General features: G+C 65.5%; 20 protein-coding genes. 11 read left to right on the top strand and 9 right to left on the bottom strand.

Annotated elements, in window-relative coordinates; genetic code table 11:
- Positions 1–354: 354 nt before the first annotated feature.
- From AC6H34_RS13850 to AC6H34_RS13875, 6 genes are all read left to right on the top strand, one after another.
- Entirely contained in the window at positions 355–1,269 is a 915-nt protein-coding gene (locus AC6H34_RS13850) for a transglutaminase family protein (RefSeq protein ID WP_497539166.1), read from the top strand.
- A gap of 103 nt (positions 1,270–1,372) precedes the next feature.
- Positions 1,373–2,290: a LysR family transcriptional regulator gene (locus AC6H34_RS13855; RefSeq protein ID WP_497539167.1), complete on the top strand. Its 918-nt coding sequence runs from the start codon at positions 1,373–1,375 to the stop codon at positions 2,288–2,290.
- A 211-nt stretch (positions 2,291–2,501) separates the two neighbouring features.
- Positions 2,502–2,918 (top strand): DoxX family protein, encoded by a 417-nt coding sequence (locus AC6H34_RS13860; protein WP_448149413.1) that lies wholly within the window; start codon positions 2,502–2,504, stop codon positions 2,916–2,918.
- Between the two features lie 65 nt (positions 2,919–2,983).
- Positions 2,984–3,832, top strand: coding sequence for a VOC family protein (locus AC6H34_RS13865; RefSeq protein WP_497539168.1), 849 nt, complete (start codon positions 2,984–2,986; stop codon positions 3,830–3,832).
- Between the two features lie 3 nt (positions 3,833–3,835).
- A complete protein-coding gene (locus tag AC6H34_RS13870) occupies positions 3,836–4,819 on the top strand; it encodes a glutathione S-transferase family protein (RefSeq protein WP_497539169.1) in 984 nt (327 codons plus the stop codon).
- Entirely contained in the window at positions 4,816–5,439 is a 624-nt protein-coding gene (locus AC6H34_RS13875; protein ID WP_497539170.1) for an alpha/beta hydrolase, read from the top strand. Before AC6H34_RS13870 ends, AC6H34_RS13875 begins: the two co-directional genes overlap by 4 nt.
- 10 nt (positions 5,440–5,449) lie before the next feature.
- Here the strand turns inward: AC6H34_RS13875 and AC6H34_RS13880 are convergent, their stop codons facing one another.
- The 6 genes from AC6H34_RS13880 to AC6H34_RS13905 all read right to left on the bottom strand — a co-directional run bounded on the left by AC6H34_RS13880 (position 5,450) and on the right by AC6H34_RS13905 (position 11,598).
- Positions 5,450–6,709 (bottom strand): sensor histidine kinase, encoded by a 1,260-nt coding sequence (locus tag AC6H34_RS13880; RefSeq protein WP_448149409.1) that lies wholly within the window; start codon positions 6,707–6,709, stop codon positions 5,450–5,452.
- 14 nt (positions 6,710–6,723) lie between these two features.
- Positions 6,724–7,419: a response regulator gene (locus AC6H34_RS13885; protein ID WP_497539171.1), complete on the bottom strand. Its 696-nt coding sequence runs from the start codon at positions 7,417–7,419 to the stop codon at positions 6,724–6,726.
- Between the two features lie 107 nt (positions 7,420–7,526).
- Positions 7,527–8,132 (bottom strand): Spy/CpxP family protein refolding chaperone, encoded by a 606-nt coding sequence (locus AC6H34_RS13890; RefSeq protein ID WP_497539172.1) that lies wholly within the window; start codon positions 8,130–8,132, stop codon positions 7,527–7,529.
- 177 nt (positions 8,133–8,309) lie between these two features.
- Complete coding sequence (locus AC6H34_RS13895) at positions 8,310–9,422, bottom strand: S-(hydroxymethyl)glutathione dehydrogenase/class III alcohol dehydrogenase (protein ID WP_448149406.1); 1,113 nt, start codon at positions 9,420–9,422, stop codon at positions 8,310–8,312.
- A gap of 190 nt (positions 9,423–9,612) precedes the next feature.
- Positions 9,613–10,155, bottom strand: coding sequence for an ActR/PrrA/RegA family redox response regulator transcription factor (locus tag AC6H34_RS13900; RefSeq protein WP_448149405.1), 543 nt, complete (start codon positions 10,153–10,155; stop codon positions 9,613–9,615).
- 144 nt (positions 10,156–10,299) lie between these two features.
- Positions 10,300–11,598, bottom strand: coding sequence for an ActS/PrrB/RegB family redox-sensitive histidine kinase (locus AC6H34_RS13905; RefSeq protein ID WP_448149404.1), 1,299 nt, complete (start codon positions 11,596–11,598; stop codon positions 10,300–10,302).
- 144 nt (positions 11,599–11,742) lie between these two features.
- Between AC6H34_RS13905 and AC6H34_RS13910 the strand changes: the two genes are divergently transcribed.
- Positions 11,743–12,711, top strand: coding sequence for a complex I NDUFA9 subunit family protein (locus AC6H34_RS13910; protein WP_497539173.1), 969 nt, complete (start codon positions 11,743–11,745; stop codon positions 12,709–12,711).
- A gap of 69 nt (positions 12,712–12,780) precedes the next feature.
- Here AC6H34_RS13910 and AC6H34_RS13915 read toward each other — a convergent pair whose 3' ends face one another.
- Positions 12,781–13,581, bottom strand: coding sequence for an undecaprenyl-diphosphate phosphatase (locus tag AC6H34_RS13915; protein WP_448149402.1), 801 nt, complete (start codon positions 13,579–13,581; stop codon positions 12,781–12,783).
- 912 nt (positions 13,582–14,493) lie between these two features.
- Between AC6H34_RS13915 and AC6H34_RS13920 the strand changes: the two genes are divergently transcribed.
- Entirely contained in the window at positions 14,494–15,366 is an 873-nt protein-coding gene (locus AC6H34_RS13920; RefSeq protein WP_497539174.1) for a hypothetical protein, read from the top strand.
- 67 nt (positions 15,367–15,433) lie between these two features.
- Here AC6H34_RS13920 and pheT read toward each other — a convergent pair whose 3' ends face one another.
- Together pheT and AC6H34_RS13930 are read right to left on the bottom strand one after the other, a co-directional pair.
- Positions 15,434–17,851, bottom strand: coding sequence for a phenylalanine--tRNA ligase subunit beta (pheT, locus tag AC6H34_RS13925; RefSeq protein WP_497539175.1), 2,418 nt, complete (start codon positions 17,849–17,851; stop codon positions 15,434–15,436).
- Between the two features lie 76 nt (positions 17,852–17,927).
- Entirely contained in the window at positions 17,928–18,824 is an 897-nt protein-coding gene (locus AC6H34_RS13930; protein WP_448149399.1) for a LysR family transcriptional regulator, read from the bottom strand.
- Between the two features lie 225 nt (positions 18,825–19,049).
- Here AC6H34_RS13930 and AC6H34_RS13935 point away from each other — a divergent pair, with 225 nt between their 5' ends.
- The 3 genes from AC6H34_RS13935 (at position 19,050) to AC6H34_RS13945 (ending at position 23,673) form a co-directional block, all read left to right on the top strand.
- On the top strand, positions 19,050–19,334 hold the full coding sequence (locus AC6H34_RS13935; protein WP_448149398.1) for a hypothetical protein: 285 nt from the start codon (positions 19,050–19,052) through the stop codon (positions 19,332–19,334).
- Between the two features lie 288 nt (positions 19,335–19,622).
- Positions 19,623–23,084: a pyruvate carboxylase gene (pyc, locus tag AC6H34_RS13940; RefSeq protein WP_497539176.1), complete on the top strand. Its 3,462-nt coding sequence runs from the start codon at positions 19,623–19,625 to the stop codon at positions 23,082–23,084.
- 169 nt (positions 23,085–23,253) lie between these two features.
- Positions 23,254–23,673, top strand: a complete 420-nt coding sequence (locus AC6H34_RS13945; RefSeq protein ID WP_448149396.1) for an HIT domain-containing protein — start codon at positions 23,254–23,256, stop codon at positions 23,671–23,673.
- Positions 23,674–23,679 lie beyond the last annotated feature (6 nt).

A 23,679-nucleotide genomic window follows, 5' to 3' on the forward strand; every position in this document is an offset into this window, starting at 1 on the left:
CGACTACAACCCGGCCGATGCGATTTTGCTCCGGTCATAGCCTATTTTATCGCGCCGTCCACCTGTAGCCCGGTGGAGACGGCACGCCGTCGTGCCGGCTGGAGCCATGTCGGGGGACGTGCCTCTTTTCCGGGCCTCGCTCGGCCGGCCGGAATGACGACGACCCAGTATCGGTTTCGGGGCCGGTGTAACCGGAAGGCAAAAAGCCTGGCACCGACTGCCATGGGGTGCTACTTAGGCATATTACGTTACGGCATGACCCGCGCATGGCGGCTGCCCGATTTGCGCATGAAACAAGATCCAGGCTGCGCCGTTGTCGTTCGAAACCCGACAGCCAGCCGGGGGATCGCGGAGTTGACCTCATTGAAGCGCCTGATCATCACCCATCGCACGACCTATCGCTATGCCGAGCTGGTCAGCTTTGGCCCCCACCGCATGATGCTGCGCCCGCGCGACAGCCATGAGATGCGGCTGATCTCGGCCACGCTGACGACGTCGCTGCCGGCCGACCATGTCTGGACCTATGACGTCTTCGGCAACGAGGTGTGTACCGGCCATTTCCAGGGCCAGGCCAACGAATTGTCGATCGAGAGCCGGCTGGAGCTCGATCGCTTCCCCTCGGCCGTGCCCACCATCTTCCTCTCCGGCCGCGAGGCGCCGTTCCCTATCGTCTATTCGCAAGACGAGGCGATCGATCTCGGCGCCACCATGCTCACCTCCGCCGACGCATATCCGGACGATCTGCGCGTGTGGATCGCCGGCCTGCCCAAGCGCTATCCGGGCGGCGCGATGGACCTGCTTACCGGCCTGTGCCAGGAGATCCACGGCAACTTCGCCTATGAGACGCGGTTCGAGCAGTCGACGCAGGATCCGGCCGTGACTTTCCGCAACCGCAGCGGCGCCTGCCGCGACTTCGCGGCCCTGTTCATCGCCTGCGCCCGCCTCCTGGGCTTCGGCGCGCGCTTCGTCTCGGGCTATCTCTTCGATCCCGTGCCGGAGAACGGCCCTTCCGACATCAAGGGCGCCGGCGCGACCCATGCTTGGGCGGACGTCTACCTGCCCGATACCGGCTGGATCGAGTTCGATCCCACCAACGGGCTGATCGCCTCGGACCATCTCATCCGTATCGCCGCCGTGCGCGAGCCCTACCAGGCGTTGCCGATCAGCGGCTCGTTCGTCGGCACACCCTCGGCCTTCGTGGGGCTGTGGGTGGGCGTCGACGTCGAGCAGGTCCAGGAAGGGCAGGTGGTCGAGGTGGCTCCGGCTTAGGAGGCCCGCGAAGATCCCGCGCGGTCCTCTCCCTTCCATTCCTTCCGCTTTCTTCCTTTCTCCGCTATACTCCATTCCATTCCCTCCCAGACGGAAGCAATGCATGGAGCGGCTCGATTGTGACCGGATGTTCGTGGCGGTGATGGACACGGGCAGCTTCTCCAAGGCGGCTGAGCGGCTCGGCACCAGTTCCGGCCAGGCCTCCAAGCTGGTCTCGCGGCTGGAGGCGGAATTGGGCGTGCAACTCCTCAAGCGCACCACGCGTGCGCTCTCGCCCACCGAGATCGGGCGCGCCTATCACGAGCGCATCAAGGCGCTGCTGGAGGAGTTCGACGCGCTCGACGCCTCGGTGCGCACCGCTTCGGGCCTGGCGGCGGGCCGGATCCGGCTCACCGTGCCGCTCAGCTTCGGGACCATGCATCTTACCCCGGCCCTCGCGGATTTCGCCAGGGAGTATCCGGACATCCAGCTCGACGTCGGCTTCACCGACCGCGTGGTCAACCTGGTGGACGAGGGCTTCGACCTCGCAATACGCGTCGGCAATCCCGCCGATTCGAGCCTGATCGCCCGCAAGCTCTGCGATATCCGCCTGGTGGTGGCCGCCGCCCCCGCCTATCTCGCCGCCCATGGCGAGCCACGCCATCCCGCCGACCTCGCGGGGCATGACTGCATCCTCGACAGCAATTTCCGCGATCCCATGACCTGGCGCTTCGTCGACCGCAACGGGGGTACGCTTGCGGTGCCGGTCGCCGGGCGGCTGCAGTTCTCCAACGGGGAGGCCTGCCTGGCGGCGGCCGAGGCCGGACTCGGCATCGTGCACGGGCCGAGCTTCATGTCTGGCCCCGCCCTGCAGGCCGGCCGCCTCAAGCCGCTGCTGGAGGATTTCATGGAAGGGCGCCACGCCGTCTACGCGATGTATCCACCCGGCCGCCACCTGGCCCTCAAGGTCCGCGTGCTCGTGGACTTCCTGGCCGAGCGCTATCGCGGCGAACCCGCCTGGGACCGGGGCTGGAAACGGTAGGGGACGTCGAGGATCCGGGGACGCCCACGGGCACACGCCGGACGGAGCCGGACTGCATCGGAGTGTCGATCTCCGGATCGACATCTTTCCTGAAGTGCCTCCTATCCCTTCCGATTCGGAATAAATATCCCGCATTCCGCCACCTTAATCTCTTGCGGCGGAAAAAGTAGATGATGGTGCAGGTTTTCGCTGCTTCCTGAATGAGGACATCATGTTCGATACCCGCACCGCTCCCTATGCCGCGCTTCTCCTGCGCATCACGCTCGGTCTGCTGTTCCTGGCCCATGCCGGGCTGAAGATCTTCGTGTTCACGCCGGCCGGCACTGCCCAGTTCTTCGCTTCGCTCGGCCTGCCTGCCGCCCTGGCCTATGTCACCATGGCCTGGGAAGTGATCGGCGGCCTCGCCCTCATCCTCGGCATCTGGCCCCGTCTCGTCGCCCTCGCCCTCGTGCCGATCCTCGCCGGCGCCATCGCCACCGTGCACGGCCCGGCCGGCTTCTGGTTCACCAATCCCAACGGCGGCTGGGAGTATATCGCCCTGTGGATCGTCGGCCTGCTGGCGGTGGCCCTCGTCGGCGACGGCGCCCTTGCGCTCAAGCCAACGCCGCTTGGCAGCGCTGCACGTTGATATTGCCCGCCGGCATTGCCATTTCGTGGCGTGCCGGCTTTCCGTCCTCCCGCCCGTGACATGCCATGTTTGCCAGTGACGCTCCCCTCTCCATCGGCAAGGTCAGCCTGACCGTCCGCGACCTCGATGCGGTCAGCCGATATTACGAACAGGTCGTGGGGCTCTCCGTGCTCTCCTCGGAGCCGGACCTGCGCCGGCTCGGCGCCGACGACACCGTGTTGCTCGATCTGCAGCGGGACATTCACGCCCGCCGCCGCTCCCCGCGCGAGGCAGGCCTGTTCCACACCGCCTTCCTGCTGCCGGCGCGCGGCGATCTCGCCCGCTGGGTGAAGCACGCCCTCACCGCCCGCACGCCCGTGCAGGGTGCCTCGGACCACCTCGTCAGCGAGGCGATCTACCTCGCCGATCCCGAGGGCAACGGCATCGAGATCTATACGGACCGGCCGCGTTCCGCCTGGAAGATGAATGGCGGCATGGTCGAGATGGCGACCGAGGCGCTCGACGTGGACGACCTGTTGAAGCAGGCCGGCCCGCAGCCCTGGAAGGGCTTTCCGGGCGGCGGCATCGTCGGCCACGTGCATCTGCAGGTCGGAGCGATCGCGCCCGCCGAGGTCTTCTACACCGGCGTGCTCGGCATGGACCTGACCTGCCGCTATCCGGGAGGCAGCTTCTTTTCCACGGGCGGCTATCACCACCACCTCGCGACCAACATCTGGAACAGTCGCGGCGCCGAACCGCGCAGCTTCCCATCCACGGGGCTGGCCGACGTGCAGTTGCTCGCTGCCGACCAGGGCGTCATCGACGCCGTCGAAGCCAATGCCGCCCGCATGGGCGTCGAGACCACGCCCATCCCGAACGGCGTCACGCTGCGCGACCCTTGGAACACCTCGATCTCGATCGTCAGGAAAGGTTGAGCCATGCTCGTCAACGGCAAGTGGGAAAGCGCGTGGCAACCGATCCAGGCTTCCAGCAAGCAGGGCGCCTTCCTGCGGCAGGTCTCCAGTTTCCGCAACTGGGTCACGCCCGACGGCAGCGCCGGACCGACCGGAGAGGGTGGCTTCAAGGCGGAGGCGGGGCGCTATCATCTCTATGTGGCGCTCATCTGCCCCTGGGCTTCGCGCACCCTCATCGGGCGCAAGCTCAAGGGCCTGGAGGACGCCATCACCGTCGATGTGGTCGAACCCGTGCTGACCGATCAGGGCTGGCGATTCGGCTCCTATCCCGGCGCCAGCGCCGATACGGTCAACGGCGCCACCCACCTGCACGAGATCTATACGAAGGCCGATCCCGTCCATACCGGCCGCGCCACCGTGCCCGTGCTGTGGGACAGGCAGCGCGGCACCATCGTGAACAACGAATCGGCCGACATCCTGCGCATGTTGAATTCGGGTTTCGGCACCTTGGCGCGCAGCGACGTGGATCTTTATCCCGAGGATCTGCGTTCCCGGATCGATGCCTGGAGCGAGCGCATCTACCCGACCCTCAACAACGGCGTCTACCGCGCCGGCTTCGCGACTACCCAGGGGGCCTATGAAGAAGCCTTCAACGATGTCTTCGGCATGCTGGACACCCTCGAGGCGCATCTTTACGAGGGCGGTCCGCTGATGTTCGGCTCGCGCGTGACGGAAACCGATATCCGCCTGTTCGTCACGCTGGTGCGCTTCGACGCGGCCTATCACGGTTTGTTCAAGTGCAATCTGCGCCGGATTGTCGATTATCCTAGGCTTTCGGCCTTCGGTTCCGCCATGCTTGCCGTGCCGGGCGTCCGCGAAACCGTCAGCATCGATCACATCAAGCGCGGCTACTACTCGATCAAGGCCCTCAATCCCAACGGCATCGTTCCCGTCGGTCCCGACCTGCCGGGGCTGGCTCCCGTCACCCTGGCGAGAAAAGCGGCATGAGCACCCAACCCAGCCTGATCATCCTCCTGCACGGCGTCGGCAGCAGCGGCGAGAATCTCGCCCGGCTGGGGGATATCTGGCTGGAGATGCTGCCGGGCGCCGCGGTCGCGGCGCCGGACGCGCCCTTCGCCTTCGACGGAGGCGGCGGCCACCAGTGGTTCAGCATCGCGGGTGTGAGCGAGAGCAACAGGGCGCAACGCGTCGAGGCCGCGCGCACCGCCTTCGACGACACGCTGAACGCCGTCCTCGAACGGCGGGGCTTCTCCGGCAGGCTCGACCAGGTGGCGCTGGTGGGATTCTCGCAAGGCGCGATCATGGCCCTCGATGCCCTGGCCTCCGGCCGCTGGCCGGTGCGCGCCGTGGTCGCCTTCGCCGGCCGGCTTGCCACGGCCGAACCCCTCTCGCCGCCGCCCGGCAGCGCGGCGCTGCTCGTCCACGGCGACGCTGACAGGGTGATACCCGCCGCCGAGACACTGCTCGCCGCCGCCACGCTCCGGCGCCACGGCGTCGAGGTGGAGAGCCAGATCGAGGCTGGGGTCGACCACACGATTTCACCGGAAGGGGCGCTCAAGGCTGCCGACTTCCTTTCCCGCCGGCTCTCGATTCCCGTCCAGGCGTAGGCCGCCCGCCTCAGGCCTCCGCGAGAGGCAGATCCACCACGAAGAGGCTGCCGCCGCCCTGGCGTGGTTCGCAGCGCACCGAGCCGTGATGGCGCCCGGCGATCTGGCGCACCAGCGCCAGTCCGAGGCCCCAGCCGCCCGACATCTCGCTCCGGCCGGCGGGCCGGTAGAAAGGCTCGAACAGGTGCGTCCGCTCCGCCTCGGCGATGCCTGGGCCGCGGTCGGCAACCTCGATATGGGCCTGGCCGTTGCTCTGGGTGATGGTGATCTCGACGGGCGGGCTGCCATGCTTGCAGGCGTTCTCGAGCAGATTGCGCATCAGCCTGCGCAGCAGCGTGGCATCGCCGTGGATCTCGACCGCCGTGCCGTCCGCATTGGCCCCGGTGCGCGCGGCCTCCTCCGCGGCGAGGCCGAGAAGATCGACCTGCGCGCCTTCGAGCGGCGAATTGCCGGCATAGTCGAGCCGGCTGGCGAGCAGGATCTCCTCGACGAGTTGGTCGATCTCCCTCAGGTCTCGGGTGATCTCCTCGCGCGCCGCGTCGTTGGGCGCTTCCGCCCAGATCTCGATCGCCATGGCCAGCCGCGCCAGGGGGGAGCGCAGCTCATGGCTGGCATTGGCGAGCAGGGCCTTCTGCGACTTGACCAGCGCCTCGATACGGCTTGCGGCGCCGTTGAAGCTGCGGGCGACCATGGCGACTTCGTCGGTGCCCTGTTCGGCGAGGCGGCGGTTCAGCGTGCCGCTGCCCCAGCTCTCGACGCCGGTCCGCAGATTCTCCAGCCGCCGCGTGAGGCGTGCGGTGGCTGGCCAGGCGGCGATACCCACCCCGCCTGCAACCATCAGCACCAGCATGAGGATGCGCAGTCCCGGCTCTGGCGGCCGCGGCAGGCGGGCGAGCACCGTGCGCCCATCCGGAAGGTCGACGCGGATGATATGGTCGAGCCAGCGCTGGGGAGCGTCGTCGTCGCCGGCAGGCAGGGCGATGGGGATGCCCCGCGAGGCGACCAGGACCCGATCCTTGGTATAGACCGAGAGCGACGCGCCCATATCCTCGCTGAGCCGCCGGATCTCGCTGTTCAGGGTGTCGGGCGACTGCTGTTCCGCCTTGATGAGTTCCGTCGTCAGGCGGATGCGGAAGGCGCCCCAGCGCGCCCCGGGATCGTCGCCGGTCAGGCGCCAGAGCGCGCCGACAAGCAGCGCCAGGAGGACGAGGCAGGTGAGCAGGGTGAGATAGACCTGCCAGAACAGCCGCTTGCGGAAGAAGGTCAGCATGGCAGCGCGCCGCTTCAGTCAGCATCCTGCCGCTTGGCGAAGACATAGCCGGCACCACGCACGGTCAGGATGCGGCGCGGATGCTTGGCGTCGTCCTCGATGGCGGCGCGGATGCGGGAGATGTGCACGTCGACCGAGCGGTCGAAGGCGTCGAGTTCCTCGCCCTTGACCAAGTCCATCAGTCTTTCGCGGTTGAGCACGCGCCCGGCATTGTCGGCCAGGGCGAGCAGGATGTCGAATTGATGGCTGGTGAGAGGACGGTCCTCCCCATCGATGCGCACGCTGCGCGAGCCGCGATCGATGGCGAGCCGCCCGAAGCGCAGCGCCTGGTCCTCGCGTTCGGCCGGGACGCTGCGGCGGCGCAGCACGGCCCTGATTCGCGCAAGCAGCTCGCGCGGGTTGAAGGGCTTGGGCAGGTAGTCGTCCGCGCCGATCTCGAGGCCGACGATGCGGTCCGTATCGTCGCCCCGCGCCGTGAGCATCACCACCGGGATATTGGAGCGCATGCGCAGGCGCCGGCAGACCTCGAAGCCGTCGAAGTCGGGCAGCATGATGTCGAGCACCACGGCGTCGTAGGCTTCCCGCTCGAGCGCGTTGAGGCCGTCCATGCCGGATTGTCGGCGGTCGACGTCGAAGCCTGCGGCGGAAAGATATTCGCTCAGCATGGAAGAAAGACGCGCATCGTCGTCGATAATCAGAATGCGTTCCAAGCGAGCCGCCTGTTCTATCTGGTTCATTGAATCTGTCTGGCCGCTCCCGGGACCTGTCGCCAGGTCCCGGGAGCGGCCGCCATTCTAGGCCCAACGGGGCCGGCGCATCAATTGTTGCCGGGACCCGGCTCGTCGTTGCCGTCGCCCCGCTCCGGCGGACCGCCCCGACCGTCATGGCGCCAGCCGTCGCGGTGGTGCTCACCGCCGCCCATCATCGGGCCATGCTCGACCCAGGCCTGGGCACGCTCGGCGAGCTTGGCGCGCTGGTCGGGCGTCAGGATGTCGGCGATCTGGATCACCGCATCCGTGAAGCGCTTGGACTTTGCGTCGGCGCGGGCAACGAAGTCGGTGCGCAGCTTCTCGATCGCCGCCTTGTCGACGGTCGGCGCCTTGAGGATGTCGAGGGCCTGCTTGCGCAGCGCCGCCTGGTCCTCCGGCTTGGGCGCCATGTCGGTGAAGGCCGAGGCGATGATGTCGTGCACCTTGGCCTCCTGGTCGGAGGTGGCCGCCACCGAATCAAGCGACATGCGGACGAAATTCTGGACACGCTCCAGGCGTGGCCCGTGCTGGCGCCAGCCCATATGGTCGCCCACCATCGCCGCGCCGGCGAGGCCTGCCGCACCGACGACGATGCCGGCGGCCATCGTGCCGCCGAGCAGCAGGATGCGGGGCCAGCGGCGGGTCTTGGTCGAGGTATCTACGCCTTCACTCATCTCAATCTCCATTCAGGAATGCAGGTGGAACTGCATGATGAGGGAGACTAGCCGGCGGACTTTTCGCAGCGACGGGATGATTGTAAAGTTAGATGAAGGATAAAAGGAAAAACTGCGGCATCCATAGGTTGCAATGCCGCAGCGTTACAATTTGGTAATCTTGGCGGCGTCGCCGCCTCAGAACGTCACCACCGAGCGGATCGACTTGCCCTCATGCATGAGGTCGAAGGCGTGGTTGATCTGGTCGAGCGGCATGGTGTGGGTGATGAGGTCATCGATGTTGATCTTGCCCTCCATGTACCAGTCGACGATCTTCGGCACTTCGGTGCGCCCGCGCACGCCGCCGAACGCCGTGCCCTTCCAGACGCGGCCGGTGACGAGCTGGAACGGACGGGTGGAGATTTCCTGACCCGAGGCCGCCACGCCGATGATGATCGATTCGCCCCAGCCGCGATGACAGCATTCCAGCGCCTGGCGCATGGTGACGGGAAGGCCGATGCACTCGAACGAGAAGTCGGCGCCGCCGCCGGTGAGGTCTACGATCGCCTGCACCACCTTGTCATGGCCGACTTCCGCCGGATTGACGAAGTGCGTCATGCCGAACTTCTTGGCCATCTCGACCTTGGCGGGGTTGAGGTCGACGCCGATGATCTTGTCGGCGCCGACCATGCGGGCGCCCTGGATCACATTGAGGCCGATGCCCCCCAGGCCGAAGACCACGACATTGGCGCCGGGCCAGACCTTGGCGGTGTTGATCACGGCGCCGATGCCTGTGGTGACGCCGCAGCCGATGTAGCAGATCTTGTCGAAGGGAGCGTCCTCGCGCACCTTGGCGAGCGCGATTTCCGGCAGCACGGTGAAGTTCGAGAAGGTCGAGCAGCCCATGTAGTGGAAGACTTCGCCGCCGTCGCAGGCAAAGCGGCTGGTGCCGTCCGGCATCACGCCCTTGCCCTGGGTGGCGCGGATGGCGGTGCACAGGTTCGAGCGCTGCGACAGGCAGGTTTTGCACTGCCGGCACTCCGGCGTGTAGAGCGGGATGACGTGATCGCCTGGCTTCAGCCCGGTGACGCCGGCGCCTACCTCGCGCACGATGCCCGCGCCTTCATGGCCGAGAATCGCCGGGAAGAGACCTTCCGGATCCGCGCCGGAAAGGGTGTAGGCATCGGTGTGGCACACACCTGTCGCCATGATCTCGACCAGGACCTCGCCCGCCTTGGGGCCTCCCAGCTCGATGGTTTCGATCGTCAGCGGAGCTCCCGCTTTCCAGGCCACGGCTGCGCGCGTCTTCATGTGCTCTCCCATTGGTTGGCGAAGGGCCTAGCAAGGATGGATGGGGGGATGCAAGGCTCCCTGGAGCGCGAACGCCCCGGTCGTTCCGGCCGTCTGCAAGCCATGAGGTCGAGACGACGGTCCTCGCCGCAGGAGAGACCGTTCGAAATCCGGCCGGGCTGCAGGTGCCGGACGAGCGCGGTGCCCGCCGCTACCTCGGCGCTCTTTTCGCCAGGATGCGCTGCAGGGTGCGCCGATGCATGGCGAGCCGGCGCGCGGTCTCCGAAACATTGCGGCCGCAGAGCTCGTAGACCCGCTGGATATGTTCCCAGCGGACCCGGTCGGCCGACATCGGATTCTCCGGCAGTTCCGGCTTGTGGCTGGGATCCGCCATCAGCGCGGCGTGGATGTCGTCGGCATCGGCCGGCTTGGCGATATAGTCGAATGCGCCGAGCTTCACCGCCGTCACGGCGGTGGCGATGTTGCCGTAGCCGGTCAGGACGATGCCTCGCGCATCCGGCCGCTTGACCTTGAGGCGCGAGATGACGTCGAGGCCCGAGCCGTCCGAGAGCTTCATGTCGATCACGGCGAAGGCCGGCGGTGCTCCCTCGACCTGGGCGAGGCCCTCGGCGACCGTGTCGGCCGTCGTCACGGTGTAGCCCCGGGCCTCCATGGCCCGGCCCAATCGTTGCAGGAACGCCTTGTCGTCATCGACGAGCAGGAGTGAACGGTCGGGAAAGTCTGGGGTAACCATCGACGTACTCACCAAGCGCGGCACATGGCCACATCACAACCATAGCGGCAAAATGAAGCAGATTCACCGTCGACGCCTTCTAACGCCTAATCCCGCACAAGGCGACTTAAAAACCTTTCAATTTTTCAGGAAATTCTTGAGTCATTATCGCTCAAAAGCCTCGCGCGGCCATTCCAGCCTCACGATGGCGCCGCTGTCCGGGGCGGCGCGGTTGGCAAGGGCGATGGCGGCGCCCGAGCGCTCCAGGAGCGTCTTGGCGATGAAGAATCCGAGGCCGAGGCCTCCTCCGGGCTGCCCGGGAGCGCGCGGCCGGCGTCTCGTGATGTAGGGATCGCCCAGGCGTCCGATGATCTCGGCCGGAAAACCCGGGCCGTCGTCGCTCACCGTGAGGGTCACGATCTTGGTATCCCAGGCGGCGACGATGGTGACCCTGGACTTGGCGAAATCCACGGCGTTCTCGACGATGTTGCCGAGGCCGTAGAGCATGCCGGCGTTGCGTGTCGCGGCGGGGGCCTCCTCCTCGGGACCGTCGAAATGCGCGGAGATGGCGATGCCGAAATCGCGGTGGGGTGCCGCGATCTCTTCGATCAGCAGCGGCAAGGGCATGCGCGCGAAGGGGGTCTCGTCGTCGTTGCCGAGCGAGGCGAGCTTACCGAGAATCTCGCGGCAACGCTCGACCTGGCTGCGCAGGAGGCGGATATCGTCCACGAAATCACCCTGCTGCGGCGCCGCGACCTCCAGTTCCTTCGCGACGAGCGCGATGGTGGCGAGCGGCGTGCCGAGTTCGTGGGCGGCGGCGGCGGCAAGTCCGTCGAGCTGCGACAGGTGCTGCTCGCGCGCCAGCACGAGTTCCGTCGCCGCGAGGGCATTGGAGAGCAGGCGCGCCTCCTCCGCCACGCGCCAGGCATAGACGCCGATGAACGCAAGGCCGAGCAGGACCGAAAACCACATGCCGACGACGTAGAGCATGGGCATGCCGAGCTCCTGGCCGGCGAACCAGGGCAGGGGCAGGTGCCAGGCCGTCAGGAGCGTCGCGCAGCCAATGGCGAGCACGCCGAGAGCAAGCGTCATCAGTGGCGGCAGGGAGGTGGCCGAGATCATCACCGGCGCCAGGAAAAGGAAGGCAAAGGGGTTCTGCAGCCCGCCCGTGAGGAAGAGCAGCGCGGCGAGTTGCACGATGTCGAAGCCCAGCAGCAAGGCCGCGCGGGCCGGATCGACGCGTTCGGTGGGAGGATAGCGCAGCCTGAGCACGATGTTCACCAGCATGCTTAGCCCGATCAGGGGCAGGCAGGCCTCCAGCGGCACGGGAAAGCCCAGCCCGTAGTGGACGCCGAGCACGGCGACCAGCTGTCCGGCGATGGCCATCCAGCGCAGCCGGATCAGCGTTTCCAGGCGCAGCGTGTCGAGGCCGAGGCCGTCATGGGGCATGACCGTAGTTGACATCGTACTCCTGTCTTCCTCCCTGGATATTGTGCCGGAAGCCTCGATCGGCCGATAGCCATGAATCGCGGCGGCACAGCCTCTATACAGCCCCACCCTGTCGCGCTAAGGAAAACCGACAGGATTATCTTTGAAGGTTTCTAGGAAATGGCGCCAGTCAGCGATCGCTTGGTCACGGTTTTCGGGGGATCGGGTTTTGTCGGCCGCAATCTCGTGCGCTCGCTCGCCAAGCGTGGGTTTCGCGTGCGGGTAGCGGTGCGTCGGCCGGATCTTGCGCAATATCTGATGACGGCGGGCGCTGTCGGCCAGATCCATGGCATGCAGGCCAACTTGCGCTATCCGGATTCGATCGCCGCCGCCGTGGAGGGTGCCGAGGCGGTCGTCAATCTCGTCGGCGTGATGCATAGCCGCGGGCTCAACACCTTCGATGCAGCCCAGGCCTTCGGACCGGGCGCCATCGGCCGAGCCGCCAAGGCCGCCGGCGTGCAGCGCTTCGTTCATGTCTCCGCCCTCGGCCTGCACGAAACCTCGACGTCGCAATACGCCGCCAGCAAGATGAAGGGCGAGGATTCCGCCCGTACTGCCTTCGAGGATGCCATCATCCTTCGCCCGTCCGTGATCTTCGGGCCGGACGACGACTTCTTCAACAAGTTCGCGGCCCTTGCCCGTATGTCGCCGGTGCTGCCGCTGATCGGCGGCGGGGAAACCAAGTTCCAGCCTGTCTTCGTCGGCGACGTCGCCGAAGTGCTGGCTCGAGGTGCAGAGGGGGCGCTCAAGCCTGCGACCACCTATGAACTCGGGGGGCAGGAAGTGATGAGCCTGCGCCAGATTTTCGAGTTCGTGCTCAAGACCACCCACCGCAACCGCCTGCTGGTGCCGGTCCCGTTCGCGATCGCCAATATCCAGGCCACCTTCACCGGCCTGTTGCCCAACCCGCCGCTCACGCGCGACCAGGTCGCACTCCTACGCCATGACAACGTCGTCTCCCCGCAGGCCCAGGCCGACGGGCGCACGCTGGAGGGGCTCGGGATCCAGCCCGCCACCGTCGAGGCCGTCGTGCCGAGCTATCTCTGGCGCTTCCGCAAGGCCGGCCAGTTCGAGAACATGGTGGCCTGACGGCCTCTCCCGAAATCAAGGGAATGATGGAAAGGCCGGTCGTTCACGACCGGCCTTTTTCGTGGGCGCTCAGCCTACGGTGTAGAAAGCTGCCAAGCCGATCACGCCGACGATGATACGCCACCAGCCGAAAACCGCGAAGCCGCGCTTGGAGACGAAATCGAGCAGCGTCCTCACGACGAAGAGGCCCGAGATGAAGGCGGTGACGAAGCCGATCGCCGTCAGGCCCAGATTCTCGAAGCTCATCGTCTTGTAGGATTTGGCGAACTCGTAGACGAAGGCGCCAAGCATGGTCGGCATGGCCAGGAAGAAGGAAAACTCGGCTGCGGAGCGCTTGTCGAGACCGACCAGCATGCCGCCCACGATGGTCGAACCGGACCGGGAAACGCCTGGGATCATCGAGAGGCATTGGACGATGCCGATCTTCAGATAGTCCGGCAGCGGCAGAACATAGCAGTTGGGGAACCGCTTCTCGAGCTTGAACTCGTCGATGGCCAGCAGCACGAGGCCACCTGCGATCAGCGCGTAGCAGACCACTGGAACGTTGAAGAGATATTCCTTCATCTTGTGCTCGAGCAGCACGCCGACGACCACGGCCGGCAGGAAGGCCACGAGGACGCCGATGACGAAATGGCGCGCCTGCTTGTCGGTGGGAATGGCAGTGGCGATGCGCCACAGTCTTTCGGCGTAGACCGAGAGCAGTGCCAGGATGGCGCCGAACTGGATCAGGATCTCGAAGGAACCGTCCGAATCGAAACCGAGAAAGTGGGAAGCGAGGAGCAGGTGGCCGGTCGACGATACCGGGAGGAATTCGGTCAGACCTTCGACCACGCCTAGGATGATGGCTTCCAGAATGCTCGACAGGGTCATGAGATGCCTTCATGGGGGCAGGGCCCGGGCGCGCGAGCCCCCGGACGATGCTCGGGATGAAACTGAACCGGTTCGCCGCGTGAAGCGAGGCAAAGCCAGGCGAGGCCTGTGATTCTAGGGGGGAGTTATAACCAAACAGTAACCATGAGGCGACGGTAGCAAGAGAGGGATCGATGCAAGGCGCCGGAAGCGGCCCGCTACGCGCGGCGTCAAGCGGACGATAACCTTCAGTGTATCGAGCTGGTCCGGACCTGCCGTTCGCGTTCCGCGGGTACGCTCCTGCCGAATTTGCAGCGGGTCGATGCGAGGAATTCCCGGGGCTTGTCGTTGATCGCCCGGATGGAGCCGGACTGCCTGTACGTGAAATATTTCACCGTTCGAGAAATCTTTCTCAAATGGTCAAGGCCAAGGCAGTGTACCATGTGTTCTTATAGCACTTTATTTGCTCCGAAGATCAGATATTAACAAACATTTTACTTGGAATTATAATTTAAATATAAATACTTATGAAGGTATATCGTAAAATAAACATGTTTATTTAAGTTAAAAAGATCAAATTATACAAAATTTGATTTAAATCTATAGAAAAATATACTTCTTTAGAAAGATATTAAGTCAGAAGTGGTAGAATGGTTCTATGTCATGTCGTAGGGTAAGTTTTTTCTTTTCATTTTTTAATTGCGTGGTAGGAACTAGGCATCTGTGACCTCATCGCCACAGTTTGGGCGAAAGCCCGGTCAATTTGGGTTCCTTTCTTGCTTCTTTATACACCCCCGTTTGCGAAATCGCCTATCCAGTAAATAAGCGCGGCGTGACCGGGATCTACGAAGAGATGTGCAAGGGATGTTGTTACGAGATGCCGCACATTAAAGTGTTCAATATCGCAGCGTTGACGGGTCTATGAGAGCTTCGTTGCCTGAGGGTCAGTCGTCGATTCTTGCCGACGCTGAGGCACTGCGGATGCATCCGGAATTCAGGGCTGCACGCAATGTCTTTGCCCGCCGCTATGTTGCCGTCCTGAAGGGCAACAAGGCGCTGATCCAGATGGCGACCGACGAGGTGCGGCAGGTCGTCGGCGCTTATGTGCTGGACCGCCACTTCTCCCATATCCCGGGCGATCTCTCCACGGGCGTCACGGTCTCAGACGTACAGGCCTTCTGCACCAGGCATACGCTGGCCGGTCACAATCGGATCGGCAGCCTGCTCAATCTGCTGCGCGAGGCTGGCTATCTGCGCCAGCGCAAGGAAGCGCACGACAGGCGCATCAAGCGCCTGGAGGTCACGCAGGCCGCCATCACCGTCGGCAAGCGATTGCTGACGCCCTTCCTGCTCGCGCTGTCCTTGCTGGAAGAGGCGAATCACGCCATCGCGCAGTTGGAGGCGGACGATAGGCTGCTGGCCGGCATCAGCCGGTTCCTGAGCCGCCATTTCGTGGAGCATGGCTCGCTTGTGGACCTGGTGCCGGACATCCGGCTCTTCATGTCCCGCAACGCCGGCTACGAGATCCTTCTGAGGCTCATTTCCACCGACCAGCCGGGCGAGGTGTTGGCCGAGCGGACCGTCCACTTCCACTACGGTGCGGTCGCCGAGTATTTCGGTGTTTCGCGCGTGCACGTGCGACGCCTGCTGGAGGACGCGGAGCAGGCCGGCTATGTGTCGCTGCACGCCCCGGGCGGACGCGCGGTGGAGATCCACGCCCCTCTTTCCGAACTCGTCGACACCTTCGTCTCCCTCCAGCTGGCGCTGCTGCTCGAGGCGGTGAAGCACTCCTCCAGCGACGCCTGAAGACGGGCGTGAGTCCGGTAGCGCCCCTCATTGCCAGGGGTGCCCGGCGCAGAACTCTCCCATCCGGCTATCCGCGCAAGGTCGCGCCTGTCTTCCGGGCCACTTCGGCGACGATCTTGCTGGCGACGGCGTCGATCTCGACATCGGTGAGGGTGCGATCCTGCGGTTGCAGCACCACCTCGACGGCGACCGATTTCTGCCCGTCCCCGACGCCCTTGCCTTCATAGACGTCGAAAATCGAGACACCCGCGATGAGCTTCTTGTCGACACCCTGCGCGACCTTGAGGATGTCGGCGGCGCGCACCTTGCGGTCGACAAGGAAGGCGAAGTCGCGCCTTACCGGCTGGAAGGCCGAGACGTTGAGGGGGCCGCGGGTCTTGGTGGCCTTTGGCTTGGGCACCGGAATGGCGTCGAGGACGATCTCGAAGGCCACGACAGGGCCGTCCGCATCGAGCGCATCGAGCGCGCCGGGATGGAGTTCTCCAAACCAGCCGATGACGTTCTGCGGCCCCAGCTGGATCGTGCCCGAACGGCCCGGGTGGTACCATGAAGGCGCTCCCGGCACGATCTGGAAGCTCGCCACCGGCGCGCCGAGTGCCCCGAGCAGGCTGAGCGCATCCTCCTTGGCATCGAACACGCCGACGGTCTGGGCGGCCGAGGACCAGTGACGGCCCGAGCCGGTGGGGCGCGCGAGGCCGCGGCGGATACCGGAAGCGGCGATCTTCTGGTCCTCCGGGCGATCGCCGCGGAAGATCTGACCCACTTCGAAGAGGGCGACGTCGGCGATGCCGCGATCGGCGTTGCGCTGGCCCGCAGCGACGAGGCCCGGCAGCAGGCTGGGGCGCATGTCGGAGAGATCGGCCGCGATCGGATTGGCGAGCGCCAGCGCCGGCTGGCCGCCGCCGAATCTCTCGGCCTGGTCCTTGGCGATGAACGACCAGGTGACGGCCTCCATCAGTCCGCGTGCGGCGAGACTGCGCTTGGCGAGGCGCGTGCGCTTCTGCAGCACCGTCAGCACCGGCAGCGGTACGTGGGGCGCTCGCGGCAGCGGCGTGACGGGAATGCTGTCGACGCCGACGATGCGCATCACTTCTTCGACGAGATCGGCCTTGCCCTCGATGTCGGGCCGCCAGCTCGGCGCCGTCACCGCCAGCGCGTCCGGCTTGCGGATCACGCCGAACCCGAGGCGATCGAGGATATCGGCGCTGATTTCGAGGCTCGTGTCGAGCCCCGTGAGCCGCAGCACCTCGTCCGCGGGGAGGTCGATGATCTCGGCCGCCGGAAGAGGATCGCCGACAATGGTCAGCTCCGTCGGCGTGCCGCCGCACAGCTCCATCACCAGTTGCGTGGCGAGATCGGCGCCCGGCACCATGAATTCCGGGTCGACGCCGCGCTCGAAGCGGTAGCGTGCATCTGTGTTGATGCCGAGCGCACGCCCCGTGCGGGCGATGTTGAGCGGCTCCCACAGCGCCGATTCGATCAGCACGTCGGTGGTGCTCTCGTCGCAGCCCGAGTGCTCGCCGCCCATGATGCCGGCGATGGAATCGAGCGCTTCGGCGTCGGTGATCACGCATATGGTGTCGTTGAGCGCGTAGGTGTGGCCGTCCAATGCGAGGATGGCCTCGCCTTCCCGGGCGCGCCGGACCACGAGGTTGCCCTTGACCTTGGCTGCGTCGAAGACGTGCAGGGGCCGGCCGCGATCGAAGGTGATGTAGTTGGTGATGTCGACCAGGGCGTTGATGGGGCGCAGGCCGATCGCGGAGAGGCGGCGCTGCATCCAGGTGGGCGAAGGGCCGTTCTTGACGCCGCGCACCAGGCGCAGGGCAAAGCCCCGGCAGAGCGAGGGAGTAGCGCCGAAATCGAGCGTAACGCTGACGGGGCAGGGGCCATTGCCGCCGATCGAGGGCACGGCGGCCGTCTTCAGGCGACCGAGCCCGGCGGCCGCAAGATCGCGGGCGATGCCAACCACGCCCGTGCAATCCGGCCGGTTCGGCGTCAGGTTGACGTCGATGACGGGATCGTTGATGCCGGCATAATCCGCATAGGGCATGCCGACGGGCGCATCGGCCGGAAGGTCGATGATGCCGTCGTGATCGTTGGAAAGTTCGAGCTCGAACTCCGAACAGAGCATGCCGCGGCTCTCGACGCCGCGCACCGGTGCGATGGCGAGCGTGATGTTCTTGGCGGGAATATAGGTGCCGGGCGGGGAGAATACGGACTTCATCCCGGCGCGTGCGTTCGGCGCACCGCAGACCACCTGAACGGGCTCGCCCGTGCCGGTGTCGACCATGCACACCCTCAGCTTGTCAGCGTTGGGATGCTGCTCGGCCGAGACCACATAGGCGATGGAAAAGCCGGCCAGCCGCTTGGCGGGGTCTTCCACCCCTTCGACCTCGAGCCCGATGCGGGTGAGGGTGGTGACGATCTCGTCGAGCGAAGCCTCGGTCTCGAGGTGGTCCTTGAGCCAGGAAAGCGTGAACTTCATTGCAGCGGCCTAGTCATTCTGATTTGGGCCATGCCGATAGCGCGTTGAGCGCCAAGATGCAAAGATTCTGGGACGCTCATTCCGTCCGATTGCCGGCCGCGAAGCGCTTCGCCTCGGCGATCAGGGCGGCAACCAGGGGCGTCTGCGTCTCGCGTCTCGGCGTGATCAACCCCACCAGGTGCCTGACCGCCGGCTCGACGATCGGGATCGAGCGCACCCGCTGGCCCACGCCCTGGCGCTCGACCAGGATCGAGGGCATCACGCTCGACCAGCGTCCGGTACGCACATGCGAGAGCAGGACCTGCATGGAGTTGGACTCGAGCGTCGGCGCGACGGTGGAACCGGCGCTGCGGAGCAACTGATCGATGATGCGGCGGTTCTGCATGTCGGGCGTCAGCAGGCAGAGTGGTACGTTGCTGAGTTCCGCCCAGCTCACGGTCTCGTGCCCGCCCAGTTCGCTGTCGGCGGCCGTGAGCAGGCAATAGCTCTCCTGGTAGAGCTCGACCGCCGAGACTTTGCCCAGCGGCTCGTTGTCGAGATAGGTGATGCCGGCGTCGACGGCGAGGTTGTCCAGTTCCTGCTGCACGTCGATCGAGGTGCGGGAGAGAATGGTGAAGGTCACGTTGGGATGTCGGGCTCGGTAGGGTGTGGTGAGCGAGGCCACCATCGAGAGCGCGGTGGGAATCACGGAAATTGTGAGATGACCGTTGAGGCCGCGCTTGAGCGCCGCCACCTCCTGGCGCATGGCCCGGCTGTCGCCGACGATGCGCCGCGCCCATTCCAGCACCTTCTCGCCCTCCGGCGTGAAGCCCTGGAAACGCGAGCCGCGCGAGACCAGGAGAACACCGAGTTCCCCCTCCAATTGCTTGATGCCGGCAGAGAGAGTGGGCTGGGTCACCCCGCAGATTTCGGCTGCTCGCCCGAAATGGTGCTCGCGGGAGAGGGCGATGAGGAACTCGAACTTGTCGATCATGGCAATGGCCCGGGTGCGCGAACGTCGTCCGCTTCATCCTTAGATGCCCAGCGCCCCCGTTCCAAGATACGGATGTCGCGATATGCGGGTGTGCCGCCGGGATGACCGGCGCGAGGGAAAAACCCGCCCGTGCCTAATCGCACGGAAGCAATCGCAGCCGTGGGGCAAGGTCTCTCCATCGATCAAGCGCAAGCCCGCGCAAGACAGCGAGATGGGAAGACGACGATGTTCAAGAAGATCCTGACGGGTACTCTGGTTGCTGCCACGCTGGCTGGCGCCGCGGTTGCCACCACCGGTTCCGCCGAGGCTCGCTATGGCCGCAATGGCGCCTTTGCCGCCGGTGCCGGCATCGGCCTGCTGGGCGGCCTCCTGGCCGGCTCCGCCTACAACAACGGCTACGGTTATTATGACGACTACCGCCCGGTCTACTATCGCCGCTGCTACATCGAGAAGCGCCGCGTCGCCGACTACTACGGCTGGCACTGGGAACGCGTGAAGGTTTGCTACTGAGCTTTCGGGCCGTCGGATCTGCGCCCGACACCAGTCCGATGGCCCGATAGGAAGCCCCGCTTCGGCGGGGCTTCCGATTCCTGGAGGGCGGACATCCCGTCGGCTCTTCAGACGTCGCGGTTTCCAAGAGGACAACGCGCTGGGACTGCACCGGCTCCGTTCCCGTGGCGGGCCACGCCAGGATCTGACGGGATGTCCACGTTCCCGGAAACTCTTCCAGCAAAGCATTTGCATCCTCTTCGCGTTGCAACATAAAGTCGGACGCCCTCCTCCAGAACGCGAGTGTCCATGCGTCCTCCCTTCCGCCGCCTGCTCGTCGCCAATCGTTCCGAGATCGCCATCCGTGTCTTTCGCGCGGCAACCGAGCTCGGCATCTCGACCATCGCCATCTATGCGGAGGAGGACAAGCTCTCGCTCCACCGCTTCAAGGCGGACGAGGCCTACCAGATCGGCAAGGGCAAGGGGCCGGTCGAGGCCTATCTCTCCATCGAGGAGGTGATCCGTGTCGCCAGGGAGGCGAAGGCGGATGCGATCCATCCAGGCTATGGCCTGCTCTCCGAGAGCCCGGAATTCGCCGAGGCCTGCGCGGCGGCCGGCATCGTCTTCGTCGGTCCGAGCCCGAAGACGTTGCGGACACTCGGCAACAAGGTCGACGCGCGCAACCTCGCCATGTCGGTCGGAGTGCCGGTCATGCCGGCGACCGAGCCCCTGCCCGACGATCCCGAGGCGATCAAGGCGGCGGCGCTCGAAGTGGGCTATCCCGTGATGCTCAAGGCCTCCTGGGGCGGCGGCGGGCGCGGCATGCGGCCCATCGAGAGCGAGGACAAGCTGCTCGATGCCGTCTTCACCGCCAAGCGCGAGGCCAAGGCCGCCTTCGGGAAGGACGAGGTCTATCTCGAAAAGCTCGTGCGTCGCGCCCGTCACGTCGAGGTCCAGATCCTCGGCGACAATGCCGGCACGCTGGTGCATCTGTTCGAGCGCGACTGCTCGATCCAGCGTCGCAACCAGAAGGTCATCGAGCGCGCGCCCGCACCGTATCTCGATGAGGCGACACGCGACGCGCTATGCGAGGCTGCCCTCAAGATCGGTCGCGGCACCGACTATTCGGGCGCCGGCACCGTCGAGTTCCTGATGGACGCCGATACTGGCAAGTTCTACTTCATCGAGGTCAATCCGCGCATCCAGGTCGAGCATACGGTGACCGAGGTCGTCACGGACCTCGACATCGTCAAGGCGCAGATCCGAATCGCGGAGGGCGGACGAATCGGCGTCATCGGCAAGGACGGCGCCTATGAAACCGGCATCCCGCCGCAGTCCGATATCTTCATGCGCGGCCATGCGCTCCAGTGTCGCCTGACCACCGAGAATCCGGAGAACAACTTCATTCCGGACTATGGCCGGATCACCGCCTATCGCGGCGCCATGGGGTTCGGCATCCGCATCGACGGCGGCACCGCCTATTCGGGCGCCGTTGTGACACGCTGGTACGACCCGCTGCTGGAGAAGGTCACGGCCTGGGCCTCGACACCACAGGAGGCTATCGCCCGCATGACGCGCGCTTTGCGCGAATACCGCATCCGCGGTGTCGCGACCAACCTGCCCTTCCTCGAGGCGGTGCTCGCTCATCCCAAGTTCCGCAACAATCAATATACCACGCGCTTCATCGACGAGACGCCCGAACTCTTCCAGTTCGCCAAGCGCCGCGACCGCGCCACCAAGCTCCTGACCTATATCGCGGATGTCACCGTCAACGGCCATCCCGAGGCGCGCGGCCGGGCGAAGCCGCCCGCCGAGGCCCGCACGCCGATGGCCCCCGCCTTCGAGGGCAAGCCGCAATCGGGCACCAGGCAATTGCTCGACACGCTCGGCCCCGCAAAATTTGCGCAGTGGATGAAGGAGCAGAGGCAGGTCCTCATCACCGATACCACCATGCGCGACGCGCACCAGTCGCTGCTGGCCACGCGCATGCGCACGCACGACATCGCCGGCATCGCCTCGGCCTATGCCGCCGGGCTGCCGCAGCTCCTCTCGCTGGAATGCTGGGGTGGGGCCACCTTCGACGTCGCCATGCGCTTTCTCACCGAGGATCCGTGGGAGCGCCTTGCCTTGATCCGCGAGCGCACGCCCAACATCCTCACCCAGATGCTGCTGCGCGGCGCCAATGGCGTCGGCTACACCAACTATCCCGACAATGTCGTGCGGCTCTTCGTCAGTCAGGCGGCGCAAGCCGGCATGGATCTCTTCCGCATCTTCGACTGCCTCAACTGGGTGGAGAACATGCGCGTCTCCATAGATGCCGTGCTGGAGGCGGGCAAGCTGGCGGAGGGGGCTATCTGCTACACCGCCGATATCTTCGACGCCTCGCGTCCGAAATACGACTTGGCCTATTACGTCAGGATGGCGCGCGAGCTTGAAAAGGCGGGCTGCCACATCCTGGCGATCAAGGACATGGCGGGCCTCCTGAAGCCGGCCCAGGCGCGCAAGCTCGTCAGTGAGCTCAAGCAGGAGATCGGCCTGCCGATCCACCTGCATACGCACGATACGTCGGGCATCGCCGGCGCAACCGTGCTGGCGGCGATCGAGGCCGGTGTCGACGCGGTGGATGCCGCCATGGATGCAATGTCGGGCACGACGTCCCAGGCCTGCCTCGGCTCGGTCGTGGAGGCACTCCGTCATTCCGAGCGCGATCCCGGTCTCGACCAGGAGGCGATTCGCCAGATCTCCTTCTACTGGGAGGCCGTGCGCACGCAGTATACCGCTTTCGAGAGCGATCTGAAGGCCGGTGCCTCGGAGGTCTACCTGCACGAGATGCCCGGTGGCCAGTTCACCAACCTCAAGGAGCAGGCGCGCTCCCTGGGCCTGGAAACGCGGTGGCACGAGGTGGCGAAGGCCTACCGCACCGCCAACGACATGTTCGGAGACATCGTCAAGGTCACGCCGTCCTCCAAGGTGGTGGGCGACATGGCGCTGATGATGGTGGCGCAGGGGCTGACCAGGGCCGAGGTGGAAGACCCGGCCCGCGAGGTGGCGTTCCCGGCCTCCGTCGTCGAGATGATGCATGGCGATCTCGGCCAGCCCGAGGGTGGCTGGCCCGCGGCCCTGCAGAAGAAGGTGCTGAAGGATACGGCCCCGATCACGGCCAGGCCCGGCTCGTTGCTGCCGCCGGCCGATATCCCGGCACTCAAGGCCGAGGCGGAGAAGAAGATCGGCCGCGAGGTCGAGGGCAACGAGATTTCGTCCTATCTGATGTATCCCAAGGTGTTCACCGACTATGCCCATGCCCTGCGCAAATACGGGCCGGTCTCGGTGCTGCCGACGCCCACCTATTTCTACGGCATGAAGACCGGCGAGGAGCTCTCCATCGAGATCGAGCGCGGCAAGGCGCTGGCGATTCGCCTGCAGACCATGGGCGAGACCGACGAGGAGGGCCAGGTCCGCGTCTTCTTCGAGCTCAACGGCCAGCAGCGCATCATCAAGGTGCCCGATCGCCTCGCCGCCGGCAGCGTGAAGGCGCGCCGGAAGGCGGAGGAGGGCAACGATGCCCATGTCGCGGCACCGATGCCGGGTGCGGTGTCGACGATAGCCGTGAAGGAAGGCCAGGCGGTGAAGGCCGGCGATGTCCTGCTCACCATCGAGGCCATGAAGATGGAGACCGCGCTCCATGCGCCGCGCGACGGCAAGGTGGCGGAGGTGCTCGTTTCACCCGGCTCTCAGATCGACGCGAAGGACCTGTTGCTGGTGATCGGATAGCTCGAGGAGCGCGCGGGCGCTACGGGCACCATCCGGAAACGCAAGGTATCGGAAAGGTGCCGGTCTTCGGATCGGCACGATAGCGGGCACACGCGGGAGTCTTGCAGAATCGTTGCCACGCGGCCCCCTTGGTGACACTGTGCAGGCCTTTCTAAACTGCGCGATTCCGATGTCATCCTCCGCCTTCACACTCCATCCGCAGATCCTCCAGGATACGATCGAGATCGGCGACCTGCCGCTCTCTCATCTGCGGCTGATGAACGACGCCACCTATCCCTGGCTTCTGCTGATGCCCCGCCGCGTCGGCGCGACCGAGATCATCGACCTCGACGAGGCCGATCGCGCCCAGCTGATGGTGGAGATCGCCGGGGCGTCGAAGGCGCTCAGGGGCCTCACCGGCTGCGACAAGCTCAATGTCGCTTCCCTCGGCAATGCCGTGCCGCAGCTGCATGTTCACGTGATTGCCCGCTTCCGCTCGGACGCCGCCTGGCCCAAACCCGTTTGGGGGCAGGTTCCGGCCGTGGCCTACTCGGAAGAGGATGCCTCCAATTTTATTAGTCGGCTACGTGTAGCGCTTTCCATATCGTAAAGATGA

Source organism: Labrys sp. ALF-8, assembly GCF_059699065.1.